At 67.1% G+C, this 16,390-nt stretch carries 15 protein-coding genes; 8 read left to right on the plus strand and 7 right to left on the minus strand.

Annotated elements, in window-relative coordinates; all coding sequences use genetic code 11:
• Positions 1–11: 11 nt before the first annotated feature.
• Complete coding sequence (locus tag ACNUDN_RS13430; protein ID WP_419122404.1) at positions 12–893, plus strand: acyl-CoA thioesterase II; 882 nt, start codon at positions 12–14, stop codon at positions 891–893.
• On the opposite strand, the gene ACNUDN_RS13435 is transcribed toward ACNUDN_RS13430, so the two are convergent.
• The 6 genes from ACNUDN_RS13435 to ACNUDN_RS13460 all read right to left on the minus strand — a co-directional run bounded on the left by ACNUDN_RS13435 (position 877) and on the right by ACNUDN_RS13460 (position 7,697).
• A complete protein-coding gene (locus ACNUDN_RS13435) occupies positions 877–1,437 on the minus strand; it encodes a DUF4190 domain-containing protein (RefSeq protein ID WP_419122405.1) in 561 nt (186 codons plus the stop codon). The two genes, ACNUDN_RS13430 and ACNUDN_RS13435, sit on opposite strands and share 17 nt — an antisense overlap.
• Complete coding sequence (locus ACNUDN_RS13440) at positions 1,434–2,909, minus strand: ATP-binding cassette domain-containing protein (protein ID WP_419122406.1); 1,476 nt, start codon at positions 2,907–2,909, stop codon at positions 1,434–1,436. The genes ACNUDN_RS13435 and ACNUDN_RS13440 overlap by 4 nt, the downstream gene beginning before the upstream one ends.
• A complete protein-coding gene (gene cydD, locus ACNUDN_RS13445) occupies positions 2,896–4,458 on the minus strand; it encodes a thiol reductant ABC exporter subunit CydD (RefSeq protein WP_419125152.1) in 1,563 nt (520 codons plus the stop codon). Before cydD ends, ACNUDN_RS13440 begins: the two co-directional genes overlap by 14 nt.
• A 53-nt stretch (positions 4,459–4,511) precedes the next feature.
• Positions 4,512–5,552 carry a cytochrome d ubiquinol oxidase subunit II gene (gene cydB / locus ACNUDN_RS13450; RefSeq protein WP_419122407.1) on the minus strand — a complete coding sequence of 347 codons (1,041 nt, stop codon included), beginning with the start codon at positions 5,550–5,552 and terminating at the stop codon, positions 4,512–4,514.
• 10 nt (positions 5,553–5,562) lie between these two features.
• Entirely contained in the window at positions 5,563–7,023 is a 1,461-nt protein-coding gene (locus ACNUDN_RS13455; RefSeq protein WP_419122408.1) for a cytochrome ubiquinol oxidase subunit I, read from the minus strand.
• An 80-nt stretch (positions 7,024–7,103) separates the two neighbouring features.
• The gene (locus tag ACNUDN_RS13460) at positions 7,104–7,697 is read right to left on the minus strand and encodes an HdeD family acid-resistance protein (RefSeq protein ID WP_419122409.1); all 594 of its coding nucleotides are present in this window, start codon (positions 7,695–7,697) and stop codon (positions 7,104–7,106) included.
• A gap of 199 nt (positions 7,698–7,896) precedes the next feature.
• On the opposite strand from ACNUDN_RS13460, the gene ACNUDN_RS13465 reads away from it, so the two are divergent.
• From ACNUDN_RS13465 to ACNUDN_RS13495, 7 genes are all read left to right on the plus strand, one after another.
• Positions 7,897–8,817: an ABC transporter substrate-binding protein gene (locus ACNUDN_RS13465; protein ID WP_419122410.1), complete on the plus strand. Its 921-nt coding sequence runs from the start codon at positions 7,897–7,899 to the stop codon at positions 8,815–8,817.
• Positions 8,818–8,832: 15 nt separating this feature from the next.
• The gene (locus tag ACNUDN_RS13470) at positions 8,833–9,744 is read left to right on the plus strand and encodes an amino acid ABC transporter permease (protein WP_419122411.1); all 912 of its coding nucleotides are present in this window, start codon (positions 8,833–8,835) and stop codon (positions 9,742–9,744) included.
• 44 nt (positions 9,745–9,788) lie between these two features.
• A complete protein-coding gene (locus ACNUDN_RS13475) occupies positions 9,789–10,541 on the plus strand; it encodes an amino acid ABC transporter ATP-binding protein (protein WP_419125153.1) in 753 nt (250 codons plus the stop codon).
• Positions 10,538–11,671, plus strand: a complete 1,134-nt coding sequence (gene macS / locus ACNUDN_RS13480) for a MacS family sensor histidine kinase (protein ID WP_419122412.1) — start codon at positions 10,538–10,540, stop codon at positions 11,669–11,671. The genes ACNUDN_RS13475 and macS overlap by 4 nt, the downstream gene beginning before the upstream one ends.
• Complete coding sequence (locus ACNUDN_RS13485) at positions 11,668–12,342, plus strand: response regulator (RefSeq protein WP_419122413.1); 675 nt, start codon at positions 11,668–11,670, stop codon at positions 12,340–12,342. Before macS ends, ACNUDN_RS13485 begins: the two co-directional genes overlap by 4 nt.
• 63 nt (positions 12,343–12,405) lie before the next feature.
• Complete coding sequence (locus ACNUDN_RS13490; RefSeq protein WP_419122414.1) at positions 12,406–14,250, plus strand: DUF2339 domain-containing protein; 1,845 nt, start codon at positions 12,406–12,408, stop codon at positions 14,248–14,250.
• 55 nt (positions 14,251–14,305) lie between these two features.
• Complete coding sequence (locus ACNUDN_RS13495; RefSeq protein WP_419122415.1) at positions 14,306–14,803, plus strand: Dps family protein; 498 nt, start codon at positions 14,306–14,308, stop codon at positions 14,801–14,803.
• Here the strand turns inward: ACNUDN_RS13495 and ACNUDN_RS13500 are convergent.
• The gene (locus ACNUDN_RS13500) at positions 14,778–16,043 is read right to left on the minus strand and encodes an adenylate/guanylate cyclase domain-containing protein (RefSeq protein WP_419125154.1); all 1,266 of its coding nucleotides are present in this window, start codon (positions 16,041–16,043) and stop codon (positions 14,778–14,780) included. The two genes, ACNUDN_RS13495 and ACNUDN_RS13500, sit on opposite strands and share 26 nt — an antisense overlap.
• Between the last annotated feature and the right edge of the window lie 347 nt (positions 16,044–16,390).

Genomic DNA, 16,390 nt, shown 5'->3' on the forward strand with positions numbered 1-16,390 from the left:
AGGGAGTGTGTGTGTCGTCATCGGCCGACTTCGACGAGCTATTGGCGATCCTGCACCTCCAACGGCGTGACGAGGACACCTTCATCGGGGTTCATCCGAGCAGGAACCCGGTGCGCACCTTCGGCGGCCAGATGATGGCGCAGGCGTTCGTCGCGGCGAGCTGGAGCCTGGATCACCCCATCCCGCCCAGCGCGATGTCGGTGCACTTCATCGCCGGTGGCGACCCGGCGTCGGACCTGGAGTTCCAGGTGACGCGGCTGCGCGACGAACGCCGCTTCGCCAACCGCCGGGTCGATGTGCTGCAGAACGGTCAGTTGCTGACCACCGCGATGGTGTCCTACCTGGCCGGCGGAAAGGGGCTCGAACACGGCGTGGAGCCACCGCCGCTGGACAATCCGCTGACCGTGCCGCCGATCGATGAGCTGCTGCGAGGCTACGAACAGGTCGTTCCGCATTTCGTCAACGCGCTGCGGCCCATCGAATGGCGCTACACCAACGATCCGGCGTGGATCATGCGCGACAAGGGCGGGACCCTGACCCACAACCGGGTCTGGATGAAAGCCCAGGGCGTGATGCCCGACGACCCGGTGCTGCACACGGCGGCATTGGTGTATTCCTCGGACACCACGGTGCTGGATTCGATCATCACGACCCATGGATTGTCGTGGGGCCACGACCGCATCTTCGCCGTGACCACGAACCATTCGGTGTGGTTCCACCGGCCGGTGCAATTCGACGACTGGGTGCTCTACTCGACGACCTCACCGGTCGCGGCGGAATCCCGGGGACTGGGCAGTGGCCACTTCTTCGACCGCGCCGGACGGCCGGTGGCCACCGTGGTGCAGGAGGGGATCGTGAAGTACTTTCCGGGCAGGGCTACGGCGTCGGAGTGACGGTCGCCGACAGAGACTCTTCGACCCGCTGACTGAATTCGTCGGCACAGCGTTGCACCGCCGCCTGGTCGGACCCGGCCCGCTGCAGGCAGTCGATGTAGTCGCCGCCGCCCAGGTCGTTGAACAATGCCACCCCCAGGGTTGCGTAGATCGCCACCAGGACCAGGCTGGCGACGATGGCCACCGCGCCGAGCACAATGCCGGCCAGGGCGACGCCGCCGTTGTCGGCCTCACCGCGGGCAACCCGGCCACGCGCCAGGAAGCCCATGACGATGGCCGCGATGCCGAGCAGCACCCCGCCGACGACGGTCCAACACAGCAACAGACCGACGATCGCCAGCACCAGCGCGCCGGTGCCGAGCCCGTTCTTCGGCGCCGACGGCGCGGGCGCCGGGTATCCGTAACCGCCGGGAGGTGGGGGCGGATAGCCACCGGGATAGCTGCCTGGAGGTGGGGGCGGATAGCCACCGGGATAGCTGCCTGGTGGCGGGGGCGGATAGCCGCCGGGATAGCTGCCGGGTGGCGGGGGTGGCGGTTCGCTCATGTCGGTGAGATTACCGGCACCGAGACGGTTTCCGGCAGATGATGGGTGGCGACGACGACGGTTTGGTGCGTGCCGAACAGTGCTCCGGGGGTGAGGATGTCGGTCAGTAAGCGGTCGGCGTCGGAGGCGTCGAGATTCTCCGTCGGCTCGTCGAGAAGCACTGTCGGCGCGGCTGATACCAGTGCTCGTGCCAGCAGAAGTCGTCTGCGCTGGCCTGCCGACACCGCGGCGGCGCCGCCGACGAGCACGGTGGACAATCCCTGCGGCAGATCGTCGAGCCACGCTCCGAGTCCCACCTTGCCCAGCGCGTCGCGCAGTTCGTCGTCACCGGCGTCACCGCGCGCGACCAACAGGTTGTCCCGGACGGTGGTCGAGAACAGGTGGGCGTCCTCGGCGAAGAAGACCCCCGGTGAGCGCATCAGCAGTGTCGTCTTACCGCATCCGCTCGGGCCGACCACCGCAACGCGTGCGCCGGGCCGTAACACCAGCGGTGTCACCGCGGGGCGGCGGTCGTCGGTGGCGGGTTCGGTGACCGCCAGCAGGCGTCGCGCGGCGATCCGGCCCCGGGTCAGCGCCACGGCAGCCCCGGGCAGCGCAGCGGTGGCTTCGAACGCCGCCAGCGGTAGCAGCATCAGGATCGCGACGGTGGTCGCAGCAGTGGTGTCGGCCAGCGCGATTCCGGCGAGCAGCGCGCCGAGGACACTGACCCCGACTGCTGCGGTCGGTGCCGCCGCCGCCACGGCGGCCGGTGCCGCGGCCCGGTCGATCGCGTCTCCCCACCGGCGTTGTTCGTCGGTGGCCGTGGTGATGACCTCGGCCAGACGGCCGCTGACCCGCAGTTCCGGCGCGTGCTCCAGCGCCAGTAGCACGGCATCGTCCCGTGACGAATGGTGTTCGACCGCAATAGTTTCAGCGGATCTCGCAGCGTGGGCGGCCAGTGCGGGTGCCAACACACCCGCGACCAACAGGCACACCGCCAGTACTGTCGCCGCCGCGGGCGAGATGAGGGCGATCGCCACCACGGCGGACACTCCGAGCAGTGCAGCCACGCAGATCGGTACCACGGCACGCACCACGACGTCGGAAAGCTCGTCCACCCCGGCGCCGACCCTGGCCACCAGGTCGCCACTGCTGCGGCGCATCACCGTATCCTCGGGGCCGGCCGCCAGCCGGCTGAACAGCCGCTCGCGGGCGGTACCGGCCGCCCTCAACGCCGTGTCGTGGGAGGCGAGCCGTTCGCAGTACGCCAGCACGCCGCGCGAGATACCCAGCGCCCGGACCGTCACCGCCGCGACGGTCAGATGCAGCACCGGAGGCATCTCCCAGGCCCGGGTGATCAACCACGCCGACACCGCGGTCAGGCCCAACGCGCTGCCCAGCGACAACGCGCCGAACGCCACCGCCAGTGCGATGCGCCGTACCCGCAGGCCCAGCAACGGCCAGGCCTGCACGAGCGGGTCACGAGGAGACACGGTCACCTCCCAGGTGCACCACCTCGTCGCCGATGTTCAGGACGGGTTCACGGTGTCCGACCGTGATCACCGTCGCACCGTCGGCAGCGCGCCGCCTGATCGAGTCCAGCACCCGGGCCTCGGTCGGTTCGTCGAGATGGGCGGTGGGTTCATCGAACAGCAGCAGCGGTGCCGGCGATCCGAGCACCCGGGCCAGGCCGAGCCGCTGACGCTGCCCCAGGGACAGGCCGACGCCGTCGCGACCGATCGCGGTCTGCAGACCATGCGGCAGTGCTGCCAGAACGTCATCGAAACAGGCTGCCCGGCAAGCGGATTCCAGATCGGGCAACGGACCGAACAGCTCCAGGTTCTGCTGCACCGTGCCAGGGATGAGCACCGGTCGGTGCGCCAACCACGCCACCTTGGCCCACCACAGCTGCGGATCGAGGTCGCCGACGTCGACATCGTTGATCCGGATGCGCCCAGCCGCCGGCTGATCCAGCCCCAGGATCGCCTGCAGCAGGGTGGATTTACCGCAGCCGTTGGGTCCGGTCAGCACGGTCACCCGGCCGGGTGTCGCGGTGAACGCGGGCGCGTCGACCGCGACGGTCACGGTGTTGCCGGAGGGCGGGCGTGTCCCTGCGCTCGCCGGGGCCACCGTGTCGATGAAGCGGAACGCCGCCTGCACGGCGGTCTTTCCGTCCTGTGCAGAATGGAACGCCGCACCCACTCGCCGCAGCGGCCAGAACACCTCGGGTGCCAGCAGCAGCGCGGTCAGTCCCGCGGTCAGGGTCATCTCGCCGAAGACGAGGCGCATACCGACGCCGACGGCGACCAAAGCCACGCCCAGGGTGGCGAGGAGCTCGAGGACCAGTGCCGACAAGAATGCGATGCGCATGGTGGCCATCGCCGATCGGCGATGCGCGGCACCCAGTTCGGCGATCCGCGCCGCCGCACCATCGGTTCGGCCCAGCGCGCGTAACGTGGGCAGACCGGCCACCAGGTCGAGAAGTCGCGACTGCAACGTCGCCATCGCGGTCAGCGCGGCCGCGGACCGGTCGGCGGTCGCCAGCCCGATCAGAATCATGAAGATCGGGATGAGCGGCAGCGCGATCATCACGATCAACGCCGATTTCCAGTCGTAGAGCGCGATCACGACCGCGGTGGCCGGGGTCAGCAGTGCGGACAGAAACAGCGACGGGAGATACCCGGTGAAGTACATTCGCAGCCCGTCCAGGCCGCGGGTGACCACCACCGCCGCCTCGTCGCGGTGGGCGTACAGCTTGCGCGGGGGCAGGGACGCGGCCGCGGTGAGCACCTGTTCGCTCAGGTCGGCGATCACCGCGCTGGCTCCGCGTTGCGCGAGCCGGCCCTGCTGCCACTGCGTGAACGTCCGAACAGTCCACAGAGCCAACAACATCGCGATCGGCGTGCCGAGGTCGCCCAGGCTGCGCGAGGCAGGATCGGTGATCACCCGCGCCACCACTGCGGCGAGGACCACCGCGGAAGCGATGGTGCACGCCGCGATGAGCACGCCGCAGGCGGTGGTGGCGACGAGGAACCGGCGCATCGCCGCCGAGACCCGCCACAGCCGCGGATCGATCGGGGCGCGCGTGGGATCGGTCAGCGGGCTCGCCTCGACAGCCCGATCGACGCGGGGATGGAGTCGGCGGTGACGCGTTGCCGGAAGACCCAGTAGGACCACGCCTGATAGCCGATGACCAGCGGTAGCAGGGTCAGCGAGGCCCACGTCATGATGCGCAGTGTGTACGGGGTCGAGGAGCCGTTGTAGATCGTCACGTTCCACTCCGGGTTGAGCGTCGAGGGCAACAGGTTCGGGTACATGGACCCGAAGATCAGCACCGACACGGCCGCGATGACGATCACCATCGCCAGGAAGGCGACGCCCTCCCGGATTCGCCGTTGCATGAGAGCCACCGACACCAGCAGCGCTGCCACCGCCGCCGTCAGAGCCAACCAGGTCCACGTGCGGCCGTAGGCCAGCTGCGTCCACAGCCCGAACCCGCCGGCCAGCACGATCACCGGTAACGACAACGCCCTGCCGACGCGGAACGCATCATCGTGCAGGGCGCCCGACGTACGCAGCGCCAGATACACCGAGCCGTAGAACAGGAACAGCGAGGTGGTCGCCAGCCCGCCGAGCAGGGTGTAGGGGCTCAGGACGTCCCCGAGGCCGGCGTGTGCGCGACCGTCGGCATCGATGGGCAGGCCGCGCAGTAGGATCGCAAATGCCACGCCCCACAGGAAGGCGGGCAGCCACGAGCCGAGGGCGATACCGATATCGGCCCATCGGCGCCACTGCGGGTCGTTGATCTTGCCGCGCCATTCGATGCCGACGATGCGCAGAATCATGCCGAAAAGGATTGCGAGCAAGGGTAGGTACAGCGCCGAGAACAACGTGGCATACCAGTTGGGGAAGGCGGCGAACATGGCGGCGCCCGCGGTGATCAGCCACACCTCGTTGGCGTCCCAGACCGGGCCGATGGTGTTGAGCACCGCTCGGCGCCGGTTGTCCGGATCGCCGGGGCCTATGGTGCCCATCGGTGCCATCAACATGCCGACGCCGAAGTCGAAGCCCTCAAGTACCAGAAAGCCGAGGAACAACACGGCGATCAGAAGAAACCACAGTTCCTGGAGTCCCACGACAAATCTCCTAGTACGCGAACGACAGTGGGGCGACGTCGTCGCTGCTCGGTGGCTTCGGCGGCGCGGGTTCGGAGTCGTGTTCCTGCGGACCTTGTGTCACGTAGCGACGCATCAGGTAGAACCACACGACCGCGAGCGCTCCGTACAGCAGCGTGAAGACCGCCAGTGAGAACAGCACGGTGCCGGCCGCGTGGTTGGACACGCCTTCCTGCACCGTCATTCGCACCATCGGATCGCCGGTGGGATTGGGCACCACGACCCAGGGTTGGCGTCCCATCTCGGTGAAGATCCAGCCCGCCGAGCTGGCCAGGAACGGGGTCGGGATGGTGAGCAGACCGAAGGTGCCGTACCAGCGCTGGTCGGGGATCCGGCCCCGGCGGGTCAACCACAGGCTGAGCAATGCGAACGCCACCGGGACCAGCAGCAGCCCGATCATCGCGCGGAACGACCAGTAGGTCACGAACAGATTCGGCCGGTAGTTGCCGGGTCCGAACTTCTGTTCGGCCTGGGCCTGCAGATCTTCGACGCCCTGCAACGTCACTCCGGACAATCTGCTCTCGGCGAGGAACGGCAGCACGTACGGCACTTCGATGAGGTGGGTGACGCTGTCGCAGTTGTTGTGGGTGCCGACGGTCAGGATGGAGAAGTCCGGATCGGTTTCGGTGTAGCACAACGATTCCGCCGAGGCCATCTTCATCGGCTGCTGGACGAACATCAGCTTGCCCTGGATGTCGCCGGTGAAGAAGAGTCCGGCGGCGGCCACCAGGGCGACCGCGCTGCCGAGAATCGTCGCCGGCCGGTACATGGTGCGCGCCTCGACCTCCTCGCCGCCCCTGCGGTGCGCACGGACCATCAACCATGCACAGATGCCTGCCACGAACGCGCCGGCGGTGAGCATCGATGCGGTCACCGCATGCAGGAAGGCCCAGATGGCGGTGTTGTTGGTCAGCAATGCGCCGAAGTCGACGAGTTCGGCGCGGCCGGTTTCCGGATTGAACTCGGCGCCCACCGGGTGTTGCATGAAGGAGTTGGCGGCGATGATGAAGTACGCCGACGCGTTCACACCGAAGGCGACGATCCAGATGCAGATCAGGTGGACGAGGCGCGGCAGCCGGCTCCAGCCGAAGATCCACAAACCGATGAAGGTGGATTCGAAGAAGAATGCGATCAGGCCCTCGAAGGCGAGCGGGGCGCCGAAGATGTCACCGACGAACCGGGAGTACTCACTCCAGTTCATCCCGAACTGGAATTCCTGCACGATGCCCGTCGCCACGCCGATGGCGAAGTTGATCAGGAACAATTTCCCGAAGAAACGCGTCAATCGATACCAGGCGTCGTTTCCGGTGACGTGCCAGACCGTCTGCATGACGGCGATGAGCGGGGCCAGGCCGATGGTCAGCGGGACGAAGATGAAGTGGTAGACGGTTGTGATGCCGAACTGCCACCGCGACACATCAAGTGCGTCCATGCGCCACTCCCAGGTTCTGCGATCCTAACTACGACACAGTGTAGTAGCTGTGTTGTGGGTTTGCGGTGGAGATTTGGGTCTCATTCCGCACTGGCTGCCGCGACATCCGTTTTGAATGCATCGACCTTTTTGCTCGCCGCTCTGATGCCGAACGCCGAGATGACCTCGAAAACGCCGAGCACGATGAGCCAGATGCCCACCACCATCGTCAGGGTGGCAATCGACTCGAACGGCGCGGCCAGCATGATCACCCCGGCGATCAGGCTGATCACCCCGATGAAGATCTCCCACCCGCGTCCGGGCAGCGCGGGGTCGCTGATCGCCGAGACCGCGGTTGCCACGCCACGGAAGATGAAGCCGATGCCGATCCAGATCGCCAGCAGCAGAATCGACTCCTGCAGGCTGCGGAAGCACAGCACGGCCAAAATCAGGGCGGCCGCCCCGCTGACGAACAGCAGCACCCGACCGCCCGCCGAAACATGCAGGCTGAACGCGAAAACCACCTGCGAGATGCCCGCGACCAACAGATACGCGCCGAAAAATATGGCCGCGACCACTATGGTGATGCCGGGCCAGACCAGCACCAGGACACCCAGCGCGGCGGCGAGAATGCCGGACAGCAGCGCCGATTTCCACAGGTGCTGCAACATGCTTGGGGGAGCAGCGGTTTCCATGCGCGAAGTTTGACACACCGGCGACACGGCGTGCTCGATTTCGCAGTACGGCTGTGATGTCCGGGTGGTGTCGTTAATGTCCTGTTACCGGCGCTGCGCGTCGGATCGTCGGTCGTTAACGTTCCTGGCTGGGGATGCCTGGTGTGGTGGACTCAGGCGGAGACGCGGACGACCCGAGAAAGAAAGTTGAGGCAAACCTGTGTTGGGTGGAATCCAAGACCGCCGGACCAAGACCTGGCGCATCGCAGCGGCGTTCATCGCGGCGGGCGCTCTGGCGCTGTCGGGTTGTTCGAGCAGCTCTGATCAGCCGAGCGAGGAAGGGTCCCCAACCGCCGCGGCGCCGGCGGAGAAGGTCGACGCGATTGCGAACACCGTGCCCGAGGCGATCAAGTCGACGGGCACCCTGGTCATCGGCGTCAACATCCCTTACGCCCCGAACGAGTTCAAGGACGAGACCGGCAAGATCGTCGGCTTCGACGTGGATCTGATGAACGCCATCGCAGGCACGCTCGGTCTGACGCCCGAGTACCGCGAGGCAGACTTCGCCAAGATCATCCCGTCGATCCAAGGCGGCACGTTCAACGTCGGAATGTCCTCGTTCACCGACAGCAAGGAGCGCGAGGAGCAGGTCGACTTCGTCACCTACTTCTCCGCAGGCACCCTGTGGGCTCAGCCCGCCGGCGGTGACATCGACCCGGAGAACGCCTGTGGCAAGCGGGTCGCGGTGCAGGCGACCACCGTCCAGGAGACCGACGAATTGCCGGCACGGAGCAAGAAGTGCACCGACGAGGGTCAGCCGGCGATCGAGATCATTGCGTTCGACAGCCAGGACGCCGCCACCAACGCCGTCGTGCTGGGTCAGGCCGACGCCATGTCCGCGGATTCTCCGGTCACGCTGTACGCCATCAAGCAGACCAACGGAAAGCTCGAGCAGGCCGGTGAGGTCTTCGATTCCGCGCCCTACGGTTGGCCCGTCCAAAAGGGTTCACCCCTCGCGCAATCGCTGTTGCAGGCCCTCGAGCACCTGATCGAGACGGGCAAATACCAAGAGATCGCGGCCAACTGGGGCCTTGAGGAAGGCATGATCGACAAACCGGTGATCAACGGCGCGGTCTCCTAGGAGACGTTGACACCAATGAGTGATGCCGGCACGCCGCCACAAGCAATAGACGCCGTCCCACTGCGCCACCCCTGGCGGTGGGTGGCGGCGGCCGTCATCCTCGTCATCGTCGCGCTGTTCCTCTACGGTGCGGCGACCAACCCGGCCTACGGGTGGTCGACGTATCTCGAGTACCTGTTTCATGAGCGGGTCCTGCTCGGGGTTTTCAACACGCTGCAGCTGACCGTGTACTCGATGGCCATCGGCATCGTGCTCGGGGTCGTGTTGACGATCATGCGGTTGTCGGAGAATCCGGTTCTCGGTGCGGTCGCCTGGGTGTTCCTGTGGGTTTTTCGCGGCACCCCGGTCTATGTGCAGCTGGCGTTCTGGGGGCTGTTTCCCACCATCTACCGCAACGTGCAGCTGGGAGTGCCGTTCGGTCCGTCGTTCTTCCACATCGACCTGCAGAGCCTGTCGATCCCGTTCGCCCTGGCGGTGATCGGCTTGGCGCTCAACGAGGCCGCCTATATGGCCGAGATCGTCCGTGCCGGTATCACCTCGGTGCCCGAGGGCCAGCTGGAAGCGTCCACGGCGCTGGGCATGTCCTGGGGAATGGCGATGCGACGCACCGTGCTGCCCCAGGCGATGCGCGTCATCATCCCGCCCACCGGCAACGAGGTCATCAGTCTGTTGAAGACCACGTCGCTGGTCACCGCGGTGCCCTACGCCTTCGACCTCTACAGCATCGCCACGCGCGAGATCGCGGCCCGCATCTTCCAGCCGGTGCCGTTGTTGTTGGTGGCCGCCACCTGGTATCTGGTGATCACCAGCATCCTGATGGTCGGCCAGTTCTATCTGGAGCGCTACTTCTCCCGCGGCGCGTCGCGCAAGCTCACCGCCAAACAGCTCGAGGCGCTGGCCAAGGCGCAGATGGGGACGGGGGTGTGACCATGCCCGACGAGACCGCGCAGCCCGACGAGACCGCGCAGCCCATGGTGAAGGCCGAGCTGGTCTGCAAGGACTTCGGTGCGCTCAAGGTGCTCAAGGGCATCACGCTGGAAGTCCACAAAGGCCAGGTCCTCGTGTTGGTAGGGCCGTCAGGTTCCGGCAAATCCACCTTCCTGCGGTGTATCAACCATCTCGAAACGGTCAGCGCCGGAAGGCTCTACGTCGATGGAGCGCTGGTCGGGTACCACGAGCGGGCCGGCAAACTGCACGAGATGAAGCCGCGGGACGTGGCCAAACAACGTCGCGATGTGGGCATGGTGTTCCAGCACTTCAATCTCTTCCCGCACCGCACTGCGCTGGGCAATGTGGTCGAAGCGCCGGTGCGCGTCAAGGGCCTCGACAAGAGGCAGGCCGTCGCACGGGGGCAGGAACTGCTGGCGCAGGTCGGTCTGGCCGACAAGGCCGAGGCCTACCCGGCGCAGCTTTCAGGTGGGCAACAGCAGCGGGTGGCGATCGCCCGGGCCCTGGCGATGGATCCGAAGCTGATGCTGTTCGACGAACCCACCTCCGCGCTGGACCCGGAACTGGTGGGCGAGGTGCTGGGCGTGATGAAGAAACTCGCTTCCGAGGGCATGACCATGATGGTGGTGACACACGAGATGGGCTTCGCCCGGGAAGTCGCCGACGAGTTGGTGTTCATGGACGGCGGGGTGGTCGTCGAGCGCGGCGACCCGCGCGAGATCATGGCCAACCCCCAACACGAACGGACGAAAGCGTTTCTCTCCAAGGTGATGTGAACCCTGACCCGGCCACCCCGTTGTGGCGGGCCGCCCAGGTGTTCCGCCTGCTCAGCTGTATCTACGCATTCGGTTTTCAGCTGGCGGTCAACCCCGGCCTGGACCACTCGATGGGCGGCTGGGTGTTGTTCGCCGTGCTGATCGGTTGGAGCGGGTGCTGTGCGGTGGCCTACCTGCAAGGGTTCGGGCGACGTCCGCTGTGGGTGCTGTCCGAGATCCTCGTCGTGGTGGCGCTGATGCTCTCGACGGAGCTGGTGGCCTCGGATCAGTGGGCCCTGGACAACCAGACGTGGCCCACCACCCTATGGGCGACCAACGCCACCATTTCGGCAGCGATCCTGTCCGGTCCGGTCCCCGGGATGCTCGCCGGCCTGGCAGTGGTCGCGGCCAGCGCGGCGGTCAAGGGTCACGTCAGCATCGATCTGGGGCGAAACGCCACCGTGGTGATCGAGTTGGCCGTCGGGCTCGCCGTCGGGATGGCCGCCCAGACCGCCCGTCGTGCCCACGCCGAACTGCAGCGGGCAGCCCGGTTGTCAGCGTCTCTGGAGGAGCGTGAGCGGCTGTCCCGCCAGGTCCACGACGGTGCGATCCAGGTGCTGGCCCTGGTGGCGCGCCGGGGAAAGGAGATCGGAGGCGACACCGCTCGACTCGCCGAGCTCGCAGGCGAACAGGAGCGGGCGCTGCGCCGGCTGGTCAGCACCCGGGAGGCCGAGCCCCGTGACGGCGCGGTTTCCGATCTCGGTGCCATGCTGCGGCGGCACGCCTCCGACCGGGTATCGGTCAGCGTGCCCGCGGAGCCGGTGCTGCTCGACGCGACGATCGCCGAGGAGGTGCTGGCGGCGGCGAGCAACGCGCTCGACAACGTCGACGCGCATGCCGGACCCGACGCGCGTGCCTATGTCCTGTTGGAGGATCTCGGCGAGACCGTCACCGTCACTGTCCGTGACGACGGTGTCGGGATACCCGAAGGCCGGTTGCAGCAGGCGGTGACCGAAGGCCGTATGGGAGTAGCGAAATCCATTGTGGGACGGATGAATTGGCTGGGTGGCCGAGCCGAGTTGAGCACCGGACTCGACTCGGGCACCGAGTGGGAGTTGACGGTGCCGCGCAGACAGGAGAACCGGCGATGACTGACAGTGCCGAGAACGTCGGCGCCGACACCGACGAGTCGACCACCGTGATGGTCGTCGACGACCATCCGATCTGGCGTGACGCGGTGGCGCGGGATCTGGCCGATTCCGGCTTCGATGTGGTGGCCACAGCCGACGGGGTAGGGTCGGCCAAACGTCGGGCCGCCGTGGTTCGGCCCGCCGTGGTTCTGATGGACATGCGCCTTGCCGACGGGGACGGTGCCCGGGCGACGGCCGAGGTGCTGTCGGTGTCGCCGTCGTCGCGGGTGCTGGTGCTCTCGGCATCCGATGAGCGCGAGGATGTCCTGGAAGCGGTGAAGGCCGGAGCAACCGGCTATCTGGTCAAGAGTGCATCCAAGCAGGAACTCGGCGACGCGGTGCGGGCGACGGCGCAGGGTCGGGCGGTGTTCACCCCGGGACTGGCTGGTCTGGTGCTCGGGGAGTTCCGGCGCCTCGAGCGCGACACCCCGGCCGGTCCGACGCTGACCGAGCGGGAGACCGAGATCCTACGCTTCGTCGCCAAGGGCCTGACGGCCAAGCAGATCGCGGCGCGGCTGTCACTGAGTCACCGAACGGTCGAGAACCATGTGCAGGCCACGTTCCGCAAACTGCAGATCGGCAATCGGGTCGAGTTGGCGCGATATGCGATCGAACACGGTCTCGACGAGTAGGTACGGTCTCGACGAGTAGTTGTACTCATCCGCCGGACCGCTGCGCGCTGCCACGATGGCGGTATGACCGAACCGCACACCGCCGTCATCACCCGGCTCTCCGCGGATTTCGCCGCGATCTCGCGCCAGCTGGCCCGGGTCTCCGCCGATCTGTCCGCGCTGGACCAGATTCTGGCCGCCCGCCCGGTGACCACCCCTGCCTTCACACCGCAGCCGATGCACCCCCCGGTGATGCCCTACTGGCCGCAGTACGCGCCACCACCGCCGCCACCGCCACAGCCACGGCCACCGGCGCCGATTCCGGTGCAGCCTTGGCCGGTCGTCCCGCCGGCGGCGAACGTAGGCAAGACACGCTCGGAGGGCTGGATCGGCAAGCTGCTCGCCGTCGCCGGTGTCGGTGTGACGTTGATCGGCGTGGTGTTGCTGGTGGTACTGGCCGCCCAGGCGGGGATACTGCGGCCCGAGTTCCGGGTGGCCGCCGGTGCCGTGCTGGCTGCGACTCTGGTCGGCGCCGGCTGGTGGCTCGACCGCCGGCCCGGCGGTCGGGTGGGTGCCATCGCTCTGGTGGCCACCGGTGTGGCAGCGGCCTACATCGATGTCATCGCGGTCACCACGATCTACGATTGGCTGGCGGCTCCGGGTGGGCTGCTGGTCGCCTCGCTCGTCGCCGGCGGCGGGCTGACGTTGGCTCGCCGGTGGGATTCCCAGCATCTCGGCTTGTTGGTCCTGGTACCGCTCGTCGTGCTGGCGCCGGTCGTCGCCGACGGATTCTCGCTGCTGCTCGTCGCTTTCATGCTGGCACTGGCGGCGGTGTCGCTTCCGGTTCAGCTCGGCAGGGACTGGATCTGGCTGCACGCGGCGCGGACCGCGGCTGCGGTTCTGCCACTGCTGGCGGCGCTGCTCGCCCGGTACTTCGACTCCCGGCAGGACCTGTGGCTGGCGGGTGCCTGCGGCATCGCCGCCGCGGTGGCTCTGATCGGGGCATTGATTCTGTTGCCCAGTACCAAGAACCGCGCGGCGATGGCATTGCTGACGGCGACCGGCGTGCTGCCGGCCCTGTGCGCGGCTCTGGCGGTGGACCGCGTCGTCGCGGCGCTGATGGCTGCGGCCCTCTCCGCTGCACTGCTGGCGATCGTGCTGCTCGGTCACCGGCTACCGGGAGTGCCCGGGGTGGTGCGACAGGTGTTCTCGGTGACCTCTGCGGTCGCCGCGCTGATCGCGGTCACCGTCGCTTTCCACGGACAGATCGCCGGGCCGGTGCTGCTGGCGATGGCTGCGGTGGTGGCGTTGGCCGGACGACGAGACAGCGTTGCACGCTGGGCCGCTGTCGGATTCGCGACGATCGGTACCGGCGTCCACCTCAGCACGGCGCCGCTGGAGACTCTGCTGGAGCCGACCCCGTTGAGCACCGCTGCGGGCGTTTCGACGATGGTGTCGAGCATCTTGCTGGCACTGGCCGCGGTGGCCATCGTGTGGGCGTGGGATTCTCGCGAGAGCCTGCTGTGGGTCGGCGCGGTCGCGGTGATCGTCTATGCCGTCACGTCGTTCACGGTGACCGCCGGGATGCTGATCGACGGCGGCGCTCCGGATCGGCAGGGTGGCTTCTTCGCCGGGCATATGGTCGCGACCATCTGCTGGATCGCGATGGCGGCCGCGGTGTTCGGCTATGCCGCGCGGCTGTCGCGCGAGCAGCGCTCGGTGCTCATCGGCGCGGGGCTGGGCCTGGTGGCTGCCGCGGTGGCGAAGTTGTTCCTGTTCGACCTGGGCACGCTCGGGGGCATCTTCCGCGTCGCGGTGTTCATCGTCGTCGGCCTGACCCTGCTCGGCATGGGGGCCGGCTATGCACGGCTGCTGGAGAAACAGGACAGGGCGCCCGTGGCCGGGGTGCCGGAGGACAAGGAGGGGTGACCAACACCACCTGATAATCTGGACTCAATCCAGAAAAGGAAGGATTGTAGTCAGTATGGGTAACGAAGGAAACGCACGCAGGACCGAGGCCGAAGTGGCCCACTACCAGGCATCGGACGAACTCGGCACCGCTCTCCAACGGGTACTGGTCGACCTGATCGAACTGCATCTGCAGGGCAAGCAGGCGCACTGGAACGTCGTCGGAACCAACTTCCGCGATCTGCACCTGCAGCTCGACGAGGTGGTCGATTTCGCCCGTGAGGCCAGTGACACCATCGCCGAGCGGATGCGCGCGCTCGACGCTGTTCCCGATGGACGGTCCGACACTGTTGCGGCGACCACATCGCTGCCGGAGTTCCCGGCCTTCGAGCGCAGCACCGAGGATGTCGTCGACCTAATCACCGGACGCATCTACGCCGCCGTGGACACGCTGAGGACGGTTCACGACACCGTCGACGCCGCGGATCCCAGCACCGCCGACATCCTGCACCAATTGATCGAGGGTCTGGAGAAGTCGGCCTGGCTGCTCAAGTCGGAGAACCGGAAGGTGTGACCGCACCGGTCCGGTGGCCGATCAGGTACCAGGTGCGCATCGGGCCCTTGCCCCTGACTTCGACCAGACCGCGCTCTTCGAGCACGAACTGATCCCGGAGTCGGCGATATACGTTGTCGGGCACCTGGATTCGCCCTTCGACGTCGGTGGTCTCCATCCGGGACGCGACGTTGACCGCGTCTCCCCAGACGTCGTAGAAGAACTTCTTGGCGCCGACCACGCCGGCGACCACGGGTCCGCTGGCCATGCCGATGCGCAGCGGAACGTCGCGCCCCTGCGGATCTTTGAGATCGGCCACCGCGTCGGCCATGTCGAGGGCCAGGCGGGCCAGGGCCTCGACGTGGTCCGGGCGTGGGGTCGGCACGCCGCTCACGACCATGTAGGAGTCACCGCTGGTCTTCACCTTCTCCAGGCCGTGCTGGTCGACGAGTGCGTCCAGGTCGGTGTAGAGCAGGTCCAGGAACCGCACGAGTTCGGCGGGCGCGGTGTCGCTCGCGCGTTTGGTGTAGCCGGCGATGTCAGCGAACAGGATTGACGCATCGTCGTACTTGTCGGCGATCACGGTGCGGGTGGGTTCTTTGAGTCGATCGGCGATCGTCGCGGGAAGAATGTTGCCCAGCAACCGTTCCGAGCGCTCGTACTCGGTCTCCATGGCCGTCTCGGCCCGTTCGATCTCACGCAGGGTGTACCAGATCGTCGCCACGATCATCACGGCCGACGACACGATCGAGCTGACGAAACCGACGGTCAGCGTCCAGGACGGGCCGAGGCCGCGATCGTTGGGGACCGTCAGCTCCAGTGCGATGGTGATGCCCACGCCGACGGCTGCGATGACCGAAGCGAGGGCGATGCGTTCGATTCCCAGGACCAGGACCACCAGCGAGGCCGCCACCAGGAAGTAGAACTGCAGTCCCGACCCGGTGCCGATGGTGAAACAGATGAATCCCACCGAGACGTAGGCGAACGTGACGAACGTCAGCGGGGCGATGAGTTCGCCGAGTGGACACAACCGTGGGATCGCGAGGAACACCGCGGCGCAGCCGAGGTTCACCGCCCCAAGCCACCACAGCGAGCCGCCCAGTGCGAGCTGGAAAACACCGAACGCCGCCGAGACCACCGCCGCGATCCAGCTGGCGATCACGAGCACCCGAACTCGACGCGCCACCCGCTCGTAGCGGTGCCTGCTGGGCGACCAGGCGGCGCGGCCGAGGGTTACCTCAGGCACGCAGACCGGCCGCATGTTCAGCACGGAAAAAGACTATCGCCGTGCCCGGCGTCAGCCTGCCGAAACGAAGGCCTCACCGCAGCTGCCCGTTCCAGCCGCCGGAGCCGCGCCCGCACCGCTGACTCGGTAACCCCCGTGAACCGACCCACCATCCGCCCGGCAGTCGCTGACAGAGCTTTGCTAAATCTGTCCGTTCAGGAGAGTTATGGTGCTACGATCGGCGGCATCGGATAGCTGAGAATGGACTCTGTGGGGGAGTTGTGAAGTTTCTCGGCTCGAAAAGGGGGGAAGGCTGTGGGTCGTCATTCCGGAAAGAAGTTCGCTCGCGGGAGATCGCTTCGGCTGGTGGGGGTCTCCTTCGC

Source organism: Mycobacterium sp. smrl_JER01 (genome assembly GCF_048513595.2).
Classification (GTDB): domain Bacteria; phylum Actinomycetota; class Actinomycetes; order Mycobacteriales; family Mycobacteriaceae; genus Mycobacterium.